A 16,350-nucleotide genomic window follows, 5' to 3' on the forward strand; every position below is an offset into this window, starting at 1 on the left:
GGAACGGAAGCCGCCGGGATTGCCGGACCCAGTTGGCCGAGCACCCGCAATCCGCCCCCCGGACTCGACCGCCCCTCCGGCCCTCCCGCATCCCTTCAGCCAGACCGCCCCAATGCGGCATTGGGTGCGTGCGACGCACCGAACGCCACATTGGGTGCGTCAGATGCACCCAACGCCACATTGGGGCGATCCCAGGCCACCGTGCGGAACCCCCGGGGGTTACCCCCCGCGCGGGTGAGGGGGACAGCCGCCTCCCGCATCCCGCGCCGGGCTGGCACCCTGGTGCGCATGCCAGCCACCGACGACCGTGCCCCGGCCGCCGTTCGCGTTCGCCGACCCTGGTCGACGTCCGGCTGGCTGCTGCTCGTCCTGCTCGTGGTGTTCGGGTTCGGCCTGATCGCCTCGCGGCCCGCGTCCCCGCCCGACCAGGGCCCGCCCACCGGCGGGGTGCTCGCGGCGCAGAACGCGGTCGACGCGCTCGCCCACCCCGGCGGGGAGGCCACCGCGCTCGCGCTCCTGCCCAAGGACTTCACCGCGGTCACCGGCGTGAAGCCCGGCGCGCTGCCCGCCCGCGACGGCACCGTCCGCGCGGCGCATCTCGACGGCGGCTGCTCCGCTCCGTGGGGCGACGACAACACGAAGTGGGACTTCTCCGTCCCGTGCAAGGCGCACGACCTCGGCTACGACCTGCTCCGCTACGCCAACGACAAGGGCCACCCGCTCGCCCAGTCCGCCCGGGCGGCGCTCGACGACCGGCTCGAGCAGGACATGCACCGCACCTGCGAGCTGAACCCGGTGAACTCCGAGCGCACCTGCCAGCTCGTCGCGTCGGTGTTCACCGGCGGGCTGGTGGTCAACTCGTGGCATCAGCGCTGGGGCCCGCCGGTCGGCGACCCGATCGGCCCGATGGTCGCCGGGGTGCTGGTGATCGGCTGTCTGCTCGTGATGCGCCTGCGCGGCTGGCACACCGCCCGCCGCACGACCCCGCGGCCGCGCCTGCCCCGGGGCACGCCGCGGCCATGGGCGGTGCTCGGCATCGCCGGAGCCGTCTCGCTGATGATCGGCGAGTCGGCGACCGCGCTGGCCGATTGGGCGGGCGCGCCGCAGGCCACCTGGTGGCCGCTGACCTGGCTCGCGCAGCTCACCCCGCTGCTCTTCTTCGCGGGCGGACTCGCCAACGCGGCGGGCTGGCGGGCCGAACGCGACCGCGGCTACCGGCATTACCTGGCCGAACGGTCCAGCCCGCTGCTGCGCCCGGCGTTGATCTTCGCCGTGGTCGCCTTGATCGTGCCGCTGGCGCTGGAGCTGCTGGGCATCCCGGCCGGGACCAACGCCACGGTCATGCGGATCGCGCTGCACCCGCTGTGGCTGCTCGGCGTCTACCTGCTGACCGTGGTCGGCGCGCCGATGCTGCTCGCGCTGTACCGCCGGACGCGGCTGTGGTCGGTCGCGGCGCTGACCGCTGTCGTCGTGGCCGGAGAACTCGCCGCGAGCTGGACGAACGAGTCCTGGCCGCGCTACGCCGCCACGCTCGCCCTGGCGCTCCTCGCGCAACAGGTGGCGTTCGCGTACGCGGACGGCGTCCGCCTTCGCCGCTCAGTGCTAGGCGTCGCTGCTGTCAGCGGCGTCGTCGCCCTTGCGGTCGCCGTGTTCGCCTTCGACGCTTCGCCGGTGCTGCTCGGCAACCCAGGCGCGCCTGCCGCGCTGTCCGCACGGCCGTGGACTGTGTTGCTCCTGGGGGTGTCGCAACTCGGCCTCGTCGGGCTCCTCGCGACGCCACTGCGCCGCTGGGCCTCGCGCGACCGCGTCACCCGCGTCGCCGCGCTCATGCTGCGCGCCCCGATGAGCCTGTACCTGGCGTTCCTCGCCGCGATGCTGCTGCTCGTCGCCGTGGTCTATCTGCCCGGGCCGATCGCGGACGGCCTGAACTGGCTGCTGCGTCCGCGAATGCTCGCCGCGGTGGCGCTGCTGCTCGTGCCCGCGGCGCTGGTGTTCTGGTGGTTCGAGCGGCACCCGGGCAAACCTGGTGCCGAAGCACCGGCCGCCCCGCTTCCCTCCATCCCGACCGGCCGCCGTCCGGTGCTCCTCGCCCGGGCGGCCGCCACGCTCGGCATCGGTTACGCGACGCTCGGCGTATTCGGGCTCGCGCTGGCCCGGTTCGGCGCCGAGGCCGCGGACGCCGACGTGCTCGGTTTGCGGCTGGACCCGGTCCAGAGCCTCGTGCATCTGCTCCTCGGCGTCCTGCTGCTGCACGCGGTCCGGACCGGCGGGGCGGCGACCTCGGCCGCGACGTGGTTCGCCGCCGCGCTGACCTGTGTGCCCTCGCTCGTGGCGGCCGCCGGCGGCGAGACGCACGGTTCGGCGATCATCGTCCTGCATATCCTCACCGCGGTGTTCGCGCTGGTCGGAGCGGGTTCGTGCATGGTCCCGGCGCGGCGGACGGCCCCCGCCTCGCCCTGACCCGCGACACGCGTACCGCCGATCGGGCGAAAATGCTTCGGATAACGGACCATGGGTGGTGCACACCACACTGCCCGGGGGAGGTGCGAATCCGCCGCAACCCCCGCCCGGCACCATGCGTCTCCAGAAGCGGACGACCAGAACGAGAGAAGGAGCCGACCGCGTGGACTACCCGCCTCGGAACGGGCAAGGCGATCGCCGCCCTGCCCGCTCGTGGCAGGACCAGCCCGGCCGGGGACCGGCGCGGCGGCCCGGGCCACCTCCTCGTTCACGACGCGAACCGCAGGCGTCGGGTCCGCCTCGCCGTCCCGGACCGCCGCCGCACCGGCGGTCGCGCCGAGGCGGCCTGCGCGGCGCGAAAATCGCTCTCACGGTCGTGTCGCTGCTGGTCATGGGGCTCACCGGCTATGCGTGGGCGTCGCTGCAGGGGCTAGTCAACGGGCTGAGCTACTCCGACGTGATCGGCGACGGCGCGGGCGGCGACAAACCCGCCGACGGCGCCCGCGACATCCTCCTGGTCGGCCTCGACAGCCGTACCGACGCCCAGGGCAACCCGCTGTCGCCGGAACTGCTCGCCCAGCTGCGCGCGGGCGAATCGGACGGCGAGCTGAACACCGACACGCTGATCCTGGTGCACATCCCGAACGACGGCAGCAAGGCCGTCGCGCTCTCGCTGCCGCGAGACTCGTACGTGGACATCCCCGGCTACGGCAAGCACAAGATCAACTCGGCGTACGCCAGGGCGATGCTGCAGGCGCGCAAGGATCTGCAGGCGCAAGGCGTCACCGATCCGAAGGAAATCGACGTCAAGGCCAACCAGGCCGGGGCGAAGCTGCTGATCGCGACCATCCAGGAGCTGACCGGGTCCACGATCGACAACTACGCGGCGATCAACCTGCTCGGCTTCAGCGACATCACGAAGGCCATCGGCGGCGTCGACGTGTGCCTGAACAACAACGTCGACGACGACTACTCCGGCGCGAACTTCACCAAGGGCCAGCACACCATCTCCGGGGTGGAGGCGCTCGAATTCGTCCGGCAGCGGCACGGGCTGCCGCGCGGCGACCTCGACCGGGTGGTGCGCCAGCAGGTCTTCATGGCGGGCATGGCGCGCAAAGTCCTGTCCGCGGGAACGCTGACCGACCCGGGCAAGCTCAACTCGCTGATCGACGCGATCAAGAAGTCCGTGGTGCTGAACCAGAACTGGGACATCTTCAGCTTCGCCCAGCAGATGAAGGGGCTCACCGGCGGGCAGCTGGAGTTCCGCACCATCCCGGTCGACAACGTCGAGTACCGCACGCCGAACGACGGCGTCGCGGTCAAGGTCGACCCGGCGAAGGTGAAGGCGTTCGTGCAGGGCCTCACCGGCCCGCAGAACGGAGCCGACGGCGCCCCGGCGCAGCAGCAGCCGAAGCCGGACGAGTCGCACAAGGACACGACGGTCGATGTGCGCAACGCCACAGGTCGCAACGGCCTCGCCGCGACGGTGTCGAAGCAGCTGGTGGACAAGGGGTTCACCGCGGGCGACACGGACAACGCGTCCTCGCGGAAGACCACGGTGGTCTGGGTTCCCAGCGGTGGCGAGGCGGCCGGGCACGCAGTCGCTGAAGCGCTCGGCACCAAGGCGACGGTGCAGGAAGACAAGAGCGTGCCCAAGGGCCACGTAAAGGTGTTCCTCGGTTCGGACTACGACCCCTCGGCAGGCGCGTCGAGCGGAACCGGTGCGGCGCAAGCCCCTCCGGCGCAGCAGGCCGCACCCCCGTCCTCGCCCTCGGCTCCGGCGGGCGACGACCAGACGATCACCGCCGAGGGCGTCCCCTGCGTCAACTGACGCGTTGCTCCATTCGGGGCACTCGGAAATTTTTTCCGAAACCCGCGTAATGAGCGCCCGCTTCGGCACTTTCACCACCGGGACGCAAGCCCGCGTCCGCGAAGTTGGTTGAGGGGCAGGGGCCGTGATCGACGCTGAGCACTACCAGCGAGTGCTGGGAGACGAGCTGCGCAAGCTCAGGCGTGGCCGGGGATGGACGCGCAAAGAGCTGAACGCGCATCTGCAGAGCGAAATCTCGCTGCAGACACTGGCGACGTACGAACTGGGCACCCGGCAGTGTTCCGTGGTGCGCCTGGTCGAACTGTGCGTGGCGATGGACGAGCTTCCGCAGGATCTGCTGGCGAAAGTGCACAGCCGGGTCTTCACCGAGGAGCCCGGACGGGTCCGCGTGGACCTGCGCCGGGTCGTCGAGGAAGCCGGTCCGGAGCTGACTCCGCTGCGCCGCTGGGCCGAAGGACGGTTGCGGCAGAACGGAGTCGCGGCACCGGGGTCCGCCGCGCGCGCGAGTTCCCCCTCGCGGCCTTCCGTTCCCGCGCCGGGATCCCCAAGCACGCCAAGCCAAACTTCTTCCGCTCCCGCGGCGTCGGGTCAGTCCGCCGCCTCGTCCGACGAGGTGTCGTTCGACTTCGCCGCGCTGGAGCGGATGGCCGAACTGTGCGGTCTTCCGACGGCTGAGCTGGTTTCGCACCTGCGCAAGCTCGCTCCGGCCTGATCCGCACCCACAGATCACGAGGGGGATGTTCGCGACTCCTCCCCTGCCGCGAACGTCCCCCTCGTACTGCTCAGCCTCGGCGCGCCTTGGCCCGCACAGGTTTCTTCCCGCTCAACGACTTCGCCGCCCTTGTCCGGCAAGCGTCCACTGTGGAGCATCCACCTTCGCTGAACGCTGCCCGCCGGGCCCGCGAACCACGAGGGGCGACTTTCGCGACTCCTCCCCTGCCGCGAACGTTCCCCTCGTGCCTCCTGGTCCACTGTGGACCCCAGACCACGAGGGGGACCTTCGCGACTCCACCCCCGCCGCGAACGTCCCCCTCGTGCCTGTTCATCCGAGCAGTTCGTAGTCCTCCCGCCGCACCGTCCGGGTGTCCAGCCAGTACCGCCAGGTGAATCCCGGCCACAGCGTCCGGTTCACGCCCTTCGCGTCGAGGTACCAGCTCTTGCAGCCGCCCTGGGTCCAGATGCCCTTGCCGAGCTTGTGCTGCACCTCGGCGTTGAACCGCTCCTGCACTTCCTCGCGCGGGTCCAGCGCCCGGTCGCCCGCCAGCCGCAACGCCTGCGCGATATAGGAAATCTGCGCCTCGATCATGAAGACCACCGAGTTGTGGCCCAGCCCGGTGTTCGGGCCGAGCAGGAAGAACAGGTTCGGGAAGCCGTTCACGGTGATCCCGAGGTGCGTCCGCATCCCCTCGCTCGCCCACTCCTTGGCGAGGTTCCGCCCGTCGCGGCCGACGATCTCCAGGCTGTCGAACGCGTCGGTCACATGGAAACCGGTGCCGTAGACGATCGCGTCCACCTCGTGCTCGACACCCGCCTTGTCGACGATGCTGTGCTCGCGCACCTCGGCCACGCCGTCGGTGACCACGTCGACGTTGTCGCGGGCCAGCGCCGGGTAGTAGTCGTTCGAGATGAGCACCCGCTTGCAACCCATGGTGTAGTCCGGGGTCAGCTTGGCGCGCAGTTCCGGATCCGACACCGCGCGGTCGATGTTGCTCTTCGCGAGCCGCTGCCCGATCTTCATGATCCACGGCTGGCCGTTGAAGCCGATGGCGCGCGCTTCCAGGGTCCAGTAAAGGAAATTCCGGTACAGCCGCTGCACCGGCGGCACCGCGCGGAACAGTCCGCGCAGCCAGCCCGGCATGTCGCGGTCGGCCTTCGGCATCACCCACGGCGGCGTGCGCTGGAACAGCGTCAGCTCGGCCGCCTCCGGCGCGATCTTCGGCACGAACTGGACCGCGCTGGCCCCGGTGCCGACCACCGCGACGCGTTTGCCCGCGAAGTCGAAATCGTGGTCCCACTCGGCGGAGTGGAACGCGCGTCCCTCGAACCGCTCGATCCCCGGCAGGTCGGGGATCATCGGCCGGTGCAGCGCTCCGACGCCGGCGACCAGTGCCGGAGCCACGAACTCGTCGCCGCCGCGGGTGCTGACGTGCCAGCGGTTCTCCTCGGCGTCCCAGCGCGCGCCGGTCATCTCCTGGCCGAAGCGGATGAAGCGGCGCAGGTCGTATTTGTCCGCGACCCCGCGCATGTACTCGTAGATCTCCGGCTGCGGCGAGTACGCGCGCGACCAGCCGGGGTTCTGCTCGAAGGAGAAGGAGTACATGTGCGACGGGATGTCGCACGCGCAACCGGGATAGCTGTTGTCGCGCCAGGTCCCGCCGACGTCGTGGGCCTTCTCCAGCACCACGAAGTCGTCGCGGCCGTCCTTGCGCAGCTGAATCGCCATGCCGAGCCCGGAGAACCCGGTGCCGACCACGATCACGCCGGTCTCGGTGCGGTTGCCCATGCGTCCTCCCGTTAACTGTTACCCGAAGTCCAGCTTACTCGGAGTAGGTTACTGGCGGTAGAGTGTGCGGCATGACCACCGCCAAGCGCAAGCGCATGCCCCGAGCCGAGCGGGAGCGGCAGATGATCGAGGTCGCCGAGCAGGTCTTCGGCGAGCGCGGCTACGCGATGGCGTCGATGGACGAGATCGCCGAACTGGTCGGCGTGTCCAAGCCGATGCTCTACGAGTACTTCAACTCGAAAGAGGGCCTGCTGCTGGCGTGCATCCGGCAGTCCCGGTCGGCCTTGCAAGAGGCCACCGAGCAGTCGATCGTCGGCGCGGAGTCCGCCCAGGACGCGCTGCGGCGCGGGCTGCTGGCGTTCTTCGTCTTCATCCGGGAACGCCGTCAGGCCTGGTCGCTGCTGCGGCACGAGATGGCCCTGATCGGCACCCCCGCCGCGGACGAGATCGAGGAAACCCGCCGCCAGCAGACCGACCTGATCACCGCGTTGATGAGCGGCTACTTCGACAGCGAGGACACCCTGCGCGCCGAGGCGTCGGCCGAGTTCGTCGTCGGAGCCTGCGAGCGGCTGGCGATCTGGTGCGAGCGCTTCCCGGAGGTGACCCCGGAAAAGGCCACCGAGTACGCGATGGATCTGCTGTGGGCCGGGTTGTCACAGCGTGCGATCTGATGTGCACGTGAAGATGACCGTGCATTAGGCCATTCGGTCGTCACTCAGCGCACATCTCGTCCCGTTACTTGTGACACAGAGTTTTCATACGGTATCGATGACACGGTAGAAAGACACACTGAGTGTCGCGCCAGCGGCCTGCAGGCAGGAATCGCGTCATGAGTTTGCGGTGGCCGGGTCTCGACCTGTGACGCATGCTGATGACGAGAGGGGTGAGGCAGTGGTGGAAACGATCACGGCGACTTACAAGCACGACAACGACGACTGGACGATTACCGTCAGCGGCCGCGGCAAGGAGCTGACCGGCAAGGCGCCGGGCATCATCGCCGCCCGCGACCGGGCCGACCAGCTCGTGGAAAAGCTCGCCCCGAACGAGCGACCCACGGTCGTGCACCTGCTGAACGGCAACGCCCTGGAGTTCACCAGCGCGTACATGGCCGCCCGCCTGACCCTGCCGGAGATCGAGCCGCTGGAAATCCCGCCGTCGGGCGGAGCCAAGGCGGCCAAGGACGCGGCGGACTCCGGGAAAGCGGAAACTCCCGCCTCGACCACGGCTGCTCCGGCGGCCGCGACTGCTCCGGCAACCGCGGAGAAGGAGAAAGCCGCGAAGCCGGCGATGCCGCCGAGCAAGCAGCTCCCGAAAGAGGTCGAAGACCGCAAGCCGGACGAGACGAGCCGCCCCGGTGTGACAGCGGGCGCGTCGGCCACGCCGCCGGTCGCACGCGCCTGACCTGCACTTCTATTTGGCCTGCGGCTGCTTTCCGTACTTTTGGCTCGCCTTTTCGCGGGCTGATTTAGCTGCGCGCGTTCCTGGCATGGGCGGCTTTTCGCGGCCTGCTTCGGCGGCGCGTGTCGCTGCTGCGCCTGACTTTCGCGGGTTTGGGCAGCGCGCGTCCCGGCCATGCCCGGCTTCCACGGGCCGTTTCAGCTGCGCGCGCTCCTGCCGTGTCTAGCTTTCGCAGCCTTTTCCGGCAGCGCGCACCCCTTCGGGCCTGAGCTTTAGCGCTGCTTCGGTGATGTGCTGTCCGCGCATGCCCTGTGCGGGCGACTCGCCCTCACCCGGGCTTGAGCGCTCCGCAAACCTCGCCACCCCTCCGACTGGGCGACCGCCGCACGGGCGGGCCGGATCCGGCCGCTCCGCGCCCGTAGCTGGCTTCGGCGTCCTCGAACTTCCCCAGACCCGTAAACAGTCGGCTACGTCCAGCACAGCGGGATAAAAGCGACCCGTCACCCACCAGGGGTAGCCCAATTCGGCGAACGTGCCGCGTCCAACCGACCCAGGTGAGCGACCGCCAAACAGGTGACCCCTGGTTCAGTGGCACTTCTCACGAAGTTCACTAGGCGTGACAATCACAGCTGTCCACCCGCCATCCGGGTTGGAAACAGCCAGTATCGGCAGACCCCGCGCCGCGCAACCACGGCACCACTCGAGGTAACTGCCGCGAGCGAAGCGAACCCTCAGCGGAACAGCTTGCGCACCAGCAGCACGGCCACGAGCACGCCAGCCCCGATCAGCGGGTACTTGACCTTCGGGTTGTCGAGCTTCGCGCGCACGCCGTCCTTCGCCTGTTCGGCGAGCTTCTGCGGATTGGCTTTCGTGCCCAGCTGGTCGAGGGTCGCCACCAAAGCGTTCCTCGCCTGCTCGATCTCACGCTCGATGGTCTCGGGGTCGCGAGCCACGTGCCCTCCTCGCCGCAGTCGGACTGTAGGCGGTCCACGGTAGAGGACAACCCCCGCGCGACGGCCACTGGCCACGCCGAGCGGACCCGAACGTGGCGCGCGCTACGATCATCCCTGGTTCCTGGGGGCCGTAGCCCAATTGGCAGAGGCACACGGTTTAGGTCCGTGCCAGTGAGAGTTCGAGTCTCTCCGGCCCCACTCGCAGACGCTGGCCGGCACATCACCTCGCGCTGGGGTCCGGTTCCGGAGGAGCCGACCCGATCCGCTTCCACCGGCCGCCCGCCACATCCTCGTAGGCGATCTCGATCCTGCTCGCCGACGAGCAGTAATGCGCGATCACCGTTTCATCGAGATCCGCCCGGGCGAGCCGCCACTCGACGTGCCACGGCTCGCCGGGAAGCAGTACCGGGCAGTCCGTGTTCGCGACCACCTTCAGCGGCGGCTGGGACGGCGGTCCGCTGCTGTGCACTGCCACGACCCGGACGTTCACCATCGGCTCGGTGCCGGAGTGCCGCACCGAGATCGGCGGGAGTTGCCCCTCTTCCCGGCCAGCCGCCCAGTCCGCTTTGACGTAGTGCGCCTGGATCCGCGAGCGCTCTGCTTCGCGTGCTCGCTCGTGCCGGGACTCCGCTCCGGCCAGCCAGAGGGCCGCCACGACAGCGGCAAGCGCTCCGACCCCGCCGACCCACTGGCCGAGCCCGGCCCAATCATCCGAACCGAGCAGCGGCCGGAACGACGCGACGATGAGCACCACAGCGACCGCGATCAGCAGCCAAGGCCAACGCTTCTTCCGCGGCTGCCGGTCTTGCAGTCGAGACGGAGCCGTTGCGGCACGGCGATCGCGAGCAGGACGACGGTGGAGCCGGGAACCAAGATCCACGGCCGCTCCCCTTTCGTGGGTACGCCCGCTAATCGTCGGAATCGCTGCGAGTGTTGCGCGGACCCGTCAATCGCGCGAAACGTCGCCACGAGCCGCAGCAGCAGCCGCCCGTGAAGACAGTTGCTCCCGCGCCCGAGTCAACGCCGCGATACGTTCGTCCAGCACCGCCAGCCGGCGGTCCACCAACGCCACCGCACTCGACGACAACCGTCGCGCAGGCAGGTCGCCCTGGAGACACGAGCCCAGCGGCCGGATGTCTTCCATGGTGAGTCCCGAGTCGAGCAGGTAGCGGATGTTCGCCACCCGCTCGACCGCGGACTCGTCGTATTGCCGATACCCGTTATGGGAGCGGGCGGCGGTCAACAGCCCCTGCTCCTCGTAGAACCGCAGCGCCCTCGTGGTGACACCGGTGGCCTTCGCCAGCTCTCCGATCCGCACCCATCCGAGCGTACGCCGCTAAGCGATCACTGCGCCGCCGTCGACGGGCAGCACCACGCCGGTCAAGTAGGCCGCACCGGGGCTGGCGAGCTGGACGATCCAGTGCGCGACTTCCTCCGGCCGGGCCAACCGCCGCAACGGGACCATCTCCTGCAGGGCTTCGTGCTGTGCCTTGCCTTGTTCGGCGGACATGCCCTCGCGCGCGTAGATGTCGGTGGCGACCGGGCCGGGCGCGACGGCGGCGACGCGGATGCCGCGCGGGGCAAGCTGTACTGCCCAGCTTCGGGTCAGCGATTCCAGCGCGGCCTTCGTCGCGGCGTAGAACTCCCGGCCCGCCATCGGCCATCCGCGTTGCCCGATCGCGGTCGTCACGTTGACCACCACGCCTTCGCTTTCGCTCAGGTGCGGCATCGCGGCCTGGACGAGGTAGACCGGCGCGAGCAGGTTCGTCGCCACCACTCCGTCGAACGCGCCCGGCTTGATCTCGCCCAGCGCGGCCGGCCCGACGATGCCCGCGTTGTTCACCAGGCCGTCGATCCGGCCGAATTCGGCAAGCGCCGCAGCGACAATCGACTCCGCGGCGCCCGCTTCGGTGATGTCGGCGGCGAACGGACGGATCCGGGAGGAACCTTCCGCGGTTTCGGCGAGCCGTTCGGCGGTGCGGCCGACAACGAGGACGTTCGCGCCCTGCCGGGCGAACTCTCGCGCGGTGACCTGTCCGATGCCCGTTCCGCCGCCGGTGACGATCACGGCCTTGCCTTGAAACTGTTCTTCACTCATGCAATCGACGCTAAACATTGCCGCATGCGTGAAGGTCAAGCCGCTCAGCGCACGCGGTCGTAAACCAGGGCCACTTCGCCGAGATCGCCGGTCTCCTGGTGCGCGACTGTCCACTTGGTACCCGGCAGGCCGTCCTCGAACAGCCGCGGGCCGCCGCCGGCGATCTGCGGGCAGATGGTCAGGTACAGCCGGTCCACCAGGTCCTCGGCCAGCAGCGCCTTGATCACGCTGACGCTGCTGTTGACCAGGATGTCGCCCTCGCCTTCGGCTTTCAGCGAGGCGACGACCTCGGCGGCGGGCGCGTTCACGACGCGCGTGCGCTCCCAGGGCGACTCGGTGAGCGTGCTCGACAGGACCACCTTTTTCGTGTCCACCAACCATTTCGCGTAACCGCGGTCGCGCGGGTCGGCGTTCTCGTCGCCGGCGACGGTCGGCCAGAAACCGAGGAATCCTTCCGCGTTGCGGCGGCCCAGCAGCGCGGTCGTCGCGTTCTCCCAGATGCGGGTCAGCTGGTTGCGGGCGGTCTCGGTGGTCACGTACGGGATGATCGCGCTCATGTCGCCGGGGCCTTCCGGACCGTGGTAGCGGCCGTCGAGGGTAAGGGCGAGGTTGGCGGTGACACGACGCTCGGTCATGACTGGACTTCCTTTCGAGTGATGACTTCGGTGAGGTGGTCGAGAACCTGTCCCCAGCCGGTTTCGATGCCGGCGATCGCGGACACGGCCTCGACGGTCGTTGCGCCGATTTCCAGACCCAGCCGCAGCCGGGTGCCGCCGTTCGCCGCGGCGGCGAGGGCGAGGTCGTAGTGGCCGCTGAACGCGACGGCTCCGGCCGCGTCCAGCACCGACAGGTCGAACACGAGCCGCTCGGTTTCGCGAGCGGTCCGGACCTGTCCTTCCGAGCGGTAAACGCCCTCGGCGTCGCGGTAGGCGAGAACGACTTGCCCGCCCGGCTCCGGTTCGAGGACACACTCGGTGACAGTCAGGGACGGCGGGACCCACCACGACGCCAGCAGCCCGGCGTCCGTCCAGTACCGCCAGACCGTTTCCGGCGGCACCGGCAGCACGCGTTCGAAGGAGAACGCGCGACCGTCGGCCCAGCGGTCCTGATTCGCGGCAGCAGTGTCGGCTTCGATCGCCGCTCGGTAGCGGTCGAGCACGTCGCGCTCTCCCGCGTGCGCCTCGATCGTCGCGGCCAGCTTCTGGAGCTGATCGGCGAACTCCCGCAGCGGAGCCGCTTCGGCCGCGTAGACCCGGCGCTGCCCGAGCGGGGCCATGGTGACCAGGCCGGCGCGGGCGAGGGTCTGCAGATGCTTGGTCGTCTGCGGCTGCCGCAGCCCGGTCAGCTCAGCCAGCTCGCCGACCGACCGCGGCCGCTGTGCGAGCAGCTCGACCAGCTGCCACCGGGTGGTGTCTGCGAGTGCTGAGGCGATCCCGTCCATGCACCAAAGTATTCACTGGATCGAATATTCGTGTCAAGGAATTTTTCTAGCCAGGCAGCAGCCGGGCGGCGAGATTGCGGACCGCCAGACCCGGTTTCGTGCGCGGGACCAGCACCGCAGCCGCCGCCGAGACCCCGCGTTGCTTCGGCTTCACGCGCGCTCGATGGGTCGCCTCGTAGTGCGCGAAGGCCTCGGCATGGGCCCCTTCGGCGAGCGCCGCGGCCAAGGTGTGCGCCCCGACGATCGCGAGGCTCGAACCGTCGCCGAGCAGGGAGACGCACGAAGCTGCGTCGCCGACCAGCGCGACCCGGCCGCGCGACCACTTCGGCGGATCGACCACGGCGACCGCGTCGAAGAACACGTCGTCGGCCGCTTCGAAACGAGCCAGCAGTTCTGGGACTCGCCAGCCGAGACCACGGTAGGCGGAGGACACGATTCCCTTGCCCTGACCGGGATCCGGCGCACGGAAGATGAACGCGACCCCGGAGTCGCCCCGCACCGGATGGATCGCCACGAGCCGCCCCGGGGCGTTCAGCAGGACCACGTCCTCCGGATACTCGGACTGCTCGCCGAGCGACACCGTCCCGACGTACAGCCCGGCGTGCCGGACGAACTCCTCCTCGGCCCCGAACACGAGCCGCCGCACCGCCGAGTGCACGCCGTCCGCGCCGATCACCAGGTCAAACCGGCGCGGAGCAGCATGCTCGAAGGTGACGTCGACCCCGGCCTCGTCCTGCTCCAATGCGGTAATGGTGTCGCCGAACAGAATTTCCGCGTCGTCGCGTGCGGACTCGTAGAGCACCGAGGCGAGATCTGCGCGCGGGACCTCGATCTCCTTGCGGACAGCCATCCGCACCGTCGTCACCGAACGCCCACGCGCGTCGAGCACTCGCAACCGACGCGCGTGCGTCGCGACCTCGCGCAACCGCGGCACGACGCCCATCGCGTCGGCCACCTCCATCGCGCCAGCTCGGACGTCCACCGGGTTGCCGCTGCTGCGCTGGCCAGCCGCCCGTTCTACGACAGTCGGCCGGAAACCGTTGCGCGCCAACCAGAACGCAAGGGTCGAGCCAGCGATCCCGGCACCGCAGACGAGCACGTCACGAGTCATGCGTCCCACGATAATCGCACTGAGTGCAGATTTGCAATGAGTGCTGATTTGCACTCGATGTCGTAAGCTCGCGGCATGTCGCTCCGTGAACGCAAGCGCGCCCGCACCCGCCAAGCCCTGATCGACGCGGCCACGGATCTCTTCGAGCGCAACGGCTACGACGAAACGACTGTCGCCGACATCGCCGCAGCCGCCGAGATCGGCACGCGCACGTTCTTCAGCTACTTCGCCAGCAAGGAAGAACTGGTGTTCCCGGACGGCGACAGCCGCGTGCAGGCGATGCGCGACGCCCTCGCGAATCGCTCCCCGGACGACCGGCCGATCGACCTGCTGGTCCGCGTCCTCTCCGACGGCGGCGAGGTCAGCAACGACATCGTCGGCAGGCTGACCCCGTTGCGCATGCGGCTGATGCAGACCGTGCCCGCCCTCCAGGGCCGGGCGCTACAGCTCCAGTTCGACACCGAACGCCGGATCGCCGAACTTCTCGCCGAGGCCTTCCCCGACCAGCTCGACGACCTCAGCGCCCGCGCGCTGACCGGTGCGTTCGCCGGAGCGGTGCGCGGTGCGTCGCAGGCCATGCTCGACCGCACTGGCGAGCTGACCGCCGACCAGCGAAACGAGGCGATCCGGCAGGCCATCGCGACAACGCTGGAGCCATTGCTCAAGCGTGACTGACGTGCTCCGCGCACAGGCAGGCCACCGCGGTGTCGATCCACTCGCGGCCTTCCCAGTCCGGATGCCGCTTGATCAGTTCCTCCCGCACCTCCGCGATCACGCTCGCCTCGTCCAGCGCCGAATCACGGCGCCGCCAGGTCTCGTCGCGCAGCAGCTCGAGGTAGGCACGCAGGTCGTCGAGCAGTTCCGGACCGCTGATGTCGCCGTGTCCGGGAACGACGATCTCCGGTCGCTGCCCGGAAAGCTTCCGCATGACCTCGATCCAGCGGATCCCGGACACGTCCGTGTCGTGCGGCGGGAACCACGGGAAGATCGCGAACTGGCCGGTCTCGGCGAGGTCGCCGGTGAACAGGACACCCGCGTCCGGGACAGTCACGACCTGGTCGCCCTTGCTGTGCGCGCGGCCGGTCGCGCGCAGCTGCACCACGCGCCCGCCGAGGTCGAGGTCGTGTGCCGAGTCGTAGACGACGTCCGGCGTGGGCAGTTCGACGCCCTCCAGCTGACGCGCGACCGGTTCGCCCAGGCCGGTGAACATCTGCAGGTAGCCCGGGCCTTTCGCGGCGAGATCGGTCGCCTGCGCGCGGTTGACCAGGTAGGTCGCGGCTCCGGCGAAGGTCTGCGCGCCGAACGCGTGCTCGGGGTGGAAATGCGTGGTGGTCAGGTAAATCCGGCGGCCGCGCGCGTATTCGGTCGCGAACTTCAGCACGGTTTCCGCGTTGCGCGGTCCCATGCCGGTCTCGACGACGAGCACGGAATGCGTCCCGCCGATGACGCCGACGTTCGGCACCAGCTGCACCCCCTGGTTCGGGATGACGACGAGGTCGCGGGCGAGTTCGCGCACCTGTGAGGTCTGCACGACGGGATCGGGATACGGATAGTCGGCCATCGCCGGAAGCTCCTCAAGGCGCGGAATCAGTGACCGTTCCAGTCCAGCGCCGCGCCCGCGCGGTGTCCAAGACCGATCCGCTTTTCCCGATACCGCACGGGTATTGTCGCTGGTTGTGGATCTCCGTTCGCTGCGGTACTTCGTCGCGGTCGCCGAGGAACGCCACTTCGGCCGGGCGGCGGCGCGGCTGCACATGACCCAGCCGCCGCTGAGCCGCGCGATCAAACAGCTCGAAACCGACCTCGGCGCGACCCTGCTGGACCGTTCGCCGTCCGGGGTCGCGCTCACCGCCGCCGGAACCGCGCTCTACGACGAGGCCCGCACCCTGCTCGCGGGCGCGGACCAGGTCCGCGCGAAAGTCGCCGCGGCGGCCGGGCCCGGAACGCTCACGCTCGGCACCCTCGCCGACAGCTCGGAACCGGTCGGGATCCGGCTCGCCAGCGAGTTCCGCGAGCGGCATCCAGGCGTGCGGATCAGCGTCCGCGAGGCCGACCTGACCGATCCGGCCACCGGTCTGCGCGCCGGGCTCGTGGACGTCGCGCTCACCCGGATTCCGTTCGACACCACCGGAATCCGCACGCACGTGCTGCGCTCCGACCCGATGGGCGTCGTCCTGCGCGCGGACGATCCGCTGGCCGGCCGCGCCGAGGTGCGCCGGGAGGAACTCGCCGACCGGACGTGGTTCCGCTTCCCGGACGGCACCGACCCGCAATGGCAGGCGTTCTGGAGCGGCGGCAGCGCGGGCGGCCCGGTCGTGCGGACGGTGCACGAATGCCTGCAAGCCGTGCTGTGGAACGGAACCGTCGGGCTCGCCCCGCTCGCGCACTCGTTTCCCGAAGGCGTCACGACGGTCCCGCTGGCCAGCTATCCGCCGAGCCGGCTCGTGGTCGCCTGGCGTGAAGACTCGGCGCCGCCGCTGGTGCGCTCGTTCGTCGAGCTCGCCGTCCGCATCGCCGGGCTCGGCCATCGCGAAACGCCCGCGAACCCGTAGGCT

Annotated in this window: 16 protein-coding genes and 1 tRNA gene; 8 read left to right on the top strand and 9 right to left on the bottom strand. The window is 69.8% G+C overall.

Features of this window, described 5'->3' with window-relative positions:
• Positions 1–288: 288 nt before the first annotated feature.
• From ACWGIC_RS31795 to ACWGIC_RS31805, 3 genes are all read left to right on the top strand, one after another.
• Entirely contained in the window at positions 289–2,460 is a 2,172-nt protein-coding gene (locus ACWGIC_RS31795) for a phospholipase A2 (RefSeq protein WP_452079583.1), read from the top strand.
• A gap of 163 nt (positions 2,461–2,623) precedes the next feature.
• Positions 2,624–4,291 carry an LCP family protein gene (locus tag ACWGIC_RS31800; protein WP_452079584.1) on the top strand — a complete coding sequence of 556 codons (1,668 nt, stop codon included), beginning with the start codon at positions 2,624–2,626 and terminating at the stop codon, positions 4,289–4,291.
• Positions 4,292–4,415: 124 nt separating this feature from the next.
• A complete protein-coding gene (locus ACWGIC_RS31805) occupies positions 4,416–5,003 on the top strand; it encodes a helix-turn-helix domain-containing protein (RefSeq protein WP_452079585.1) in 588 nt (195 codons plus the stop codon).
• A 330-nt stretch (positions 5,004–5,333) separates the two neighbouring features.
• Here ACWGIC_RS31805 and ACWGIC_RS31810 read toward each other — a convergent pair whose 3' ends face one another.
• Positions 5,334–6,794, bottom strand: a complete 1,461-nt coding sequence (locus ACWGIC_RS31810) for a flavin-containing monooxygenase (protein ID WP_452079586.1) — start codon at positions 6,792–6,794, stop codon at positions 5,334–5,336.
• Between the two features lie 71 nt (positions 6,795–6,865).
• On the opposite strand from ACWGIC_RS31810, the gene ACWGIC_RS31815 reads away from it, so the two are divergent.
• Together ACWGIC_RS31815 and ACWGIC_RS31820 are read left to right on the top strand one after the other, a co-directional pair.
• The gene (locus tag ACWGIC_RS31815; RefSeq protein ID WP_406637333.1) at positions 6,866–7,465 is read left to right on the top strand and encodes a TetR/AcrR family transcriptional regulator; all 600 of its coding nucleotides are present in this window, start codon (positions 6,866–6,868) and stop codon (positions 7,463–7,465) included.
• A gap of 220 nt (positions 7,466–7,685) precedes the next feature.
• The gene (locus ACWGIC_RS31820; RefSeq protein ID WP_452079587.1) at positions 7,686–8,195 is read left to right on the top strand and encodes a hypothetical protein; all 510 of its coding nucleotides are present in this window, start codon (positions 7,686–7,688) and stop codon (positions 8,193–8,195) included.
• Positions 8,196–8,923: 728 nt separating this feature from the next.
• On the opposite strand, the gene ACWGIC_RS31825 is transcribed toward ACWGIC_RS31820, so the two are convergent.
• Positions 8,924–9,145 carry a DUF3618 domain-containing protein gene (locus ACWGIC_RS31825; protein WP_452079588.1) on the bottom strand — a complete coding sequence of 74 codons (222 nt, stop codon included), beginning with the start codon at positions 9,143–9,145 and terminating at the stop codon, positions 8,924–8,926.
• A 124-nt stretch (positions 9,146–9,269) separates the two neighbouring features.
• Between ACWGIC_RS31825 and ACWGIC_RS31830 the strand changes: the two genes are divergently transcribed.
• Positions 9,270–9,343 (top strand) — tRNA-Leu (locus ACWGIC_RS31830).
• Between the two features lie 22 nt (positions 9,344–9,365).
• On the opposite strand, the gene ACWGIC_RS31835 is transcribed toward ACWGIC_RS31830, so the two are convergent.
• From ACWGIC_RS31835 to ACWGIC_RS31860, 6 genes are all read right to left on the bottom strand, one after another.
• Positions 9,366–10,025, bottom strand: coding sequence for a hypothetical protein (locus ACWGIC_RS31835; RefSeq protein ID WP_452079589.1), 660 nt, complete (start codon positions 10,023–10,025; stop codon positions 9,366–9,368).
• Positions 10,026–10,091: 66 nt separating this feature from the next.
• The gene (locus ACWGIC_RS31840; protein WP_452079590.1) at positions 10,092–10,463 is read right to left on the bottom strand and encodes a MerR family transcriptional regulator; all 372 of its coding nucleotides are present in this window, start codon (positions 10,461–10,463) and stop codon (positions 10,092–10,094) included.
• Positions 10,464–10,481: 18 nt separating this feature from the next.
• Positions 10,482–11,243: an SDR family NAD(P)-dependent oxidoreductase gene (locus ACWGIC_RS31845; protein WP_452079591.1), complete on the bottom strand. Its 762-nt coding sequence runs from the start codon at positions 11,241–11,243 to the stop codon at positions 10,482–10,484.
• A 44-nt stretch (positions 11,244–11,287) separates the two neighbouring features.
• Positions 11,288–11,878, bottom strand: coding sequence for a dihydrofolate reductase family protein (locus tag ACWGIC_RS31850; protein WP_452079592.1), 591 nt, complete (start codon positions 11,876–11,878; stop codon positions 11,288–11,290).
• Positions 11,875–12,684, bottom strand: coding sequence for a metalloregulator ArsR/SmtB family transcription factor (locus tag ACWGIC_RS31855; protein ID WP_452079593.1), 810 nt, complete (start codon positions 12,682–12,684; stop codon positions 11,875–11,877). Before ACWGIC_RS31855 ends, ACWGIC_RS31850 begins: the two co-directional genes overlap by 4 nt.
• Before the next feature lie 46 nt (positions 12,685–12,730).
• Entirely contained in the window at positions 12,731–13,795 is a 1,065-nt protein-coding gene (locus ACWGIC_RS31860) for an FAD-dependent oxidoreductase (RefSeq protein WP_452079594.1), read from the bottom strand.
• Between the two features lie 75 nt (positions 13,796–13,870).
• On the opposite strand from ACWGIC_RS31860, the gene ACWGIC_RS31865 reads away from it, so the two are divergent.
• Complete coding sequence (locus tag ACWGIC_RS31865) at positions 13,871–14,470, top strand: TetR/AcrR family transcriptional regulator (RefSeq protein ID WP_452079595.1); 600 nt, start codon at positions 13,871–13,873, stop codon at positions 14,468–14,470.
• Here the strand turns inward: ACWGIC_RS31865 and ACWGIC_RS31870 are convergent.
• Positions 14,457–15,356 (bottom strand): MBL fold metallo-hydrolase, encoded by a 900-nt coding sequence (locus tag ACWGIC_RS31870; protein ID WP_452079596.1) that lies wholly within the window; start codon positions 15,354–15,356, stop codon positions 14,457–14,459. The genes ACWGIC_RS31865 and ACWGIC_RS31870 overlap by 14 nt on opposite strands.
• Positions 15,357–15,471: 115 nt before the next feature.
• On the opposite strand from ACWGIC_RS31870, the gene ACWGIC_RS31875 reads away from it, so the two are divergent.
• Positions 15,472–16,347 carry a LysR family transcriptional regulator gene (locus tag ACWGIC_RS31875; protein WP_452079597.1) on the top strand — a complete coding sequence of 292 codons (876 nt, stop codon included), beginning with the start codon at positions 15,472–15,474 and terminating at the stop codon, positions 16,345–16,347.
• Positions 16,348–16,350: the final 3 nt, after the last annotated feature.

The sequence above is a fragment of the Amycolatopsis sp. NPDC054798 genome (assembly GCF_053611505.1).

Excerpts from the sequence above, each read along its gene's own strand:
- ACWGIC_RS31850 (WP_452079592.1), bottom strand. The coding sequence starts at position 11,878 with ATGACCGAGCGTCGTGTCACCGCCAACCTCGCCCTTACCCTCGACGGC.
- ACWGIC_RS31815 (WP_406637333.1), top strand. The coding sequence starts at position 6,866 with ATGACCACCGCCAAGCGCAAGCGCATGCCCCGAGCCGAGCGGGAGCGG.
- ACWGIC_RS31810 (WP_452079586.1), bottom strand. The coding sequence starts at position 6,794 with ATGGGCAACCGCACCGAGACCGGCGTGATCGTGGTCGGCACCGGGTTC.
- ACWGIC_RS31865 (WP_452079595.1), top strand. The coding sequence starts at position 13,871 with ATGTCGCTCCGTGAACGCAAGCGCGCCCGCACCCGCCAAGCCCTGATC.
- ACWGIC_RS31860 (WP_452079594.1), bottom strand. The coding sequence starts at position 13,795 with ATGACTCGTGACGTGCTCGTCTGCGGTGCCGGGATCGCTGGCTCGACC.
- ACWGIC_RS31845 (WP_452079591.1), bottom strand. The coding sequence starts at position 11,243 with ATGAGTGAAGAACAGTTTCAAGGCAAGGCCGTGATCGTCACCGGCGGC.
- ACWGIC_RS31855 (WP_452079593.1), bottom strand. The coding sequence starts at position 12,684 with ATGGACGGGATCGCCTCAGCACTCGCAGACACCACCCGGTGGCAGCTG.
- ACWGIC_RS31870 (WP_452079596.1), bottom strand. The coding sequence starts at position 15,356 with ATGGCCGACTATCCGTATCCCGATCCCGTCGTGCAGACCTCACAGGTG.
- ACWGIC_RS31795 (WP_452079583.1), top strand. The coding sequence starts at position 289 with ATGCCAGCCACCGACGACCGTGCCCCGGCCGCCGTTCGCGTTCGCCGA.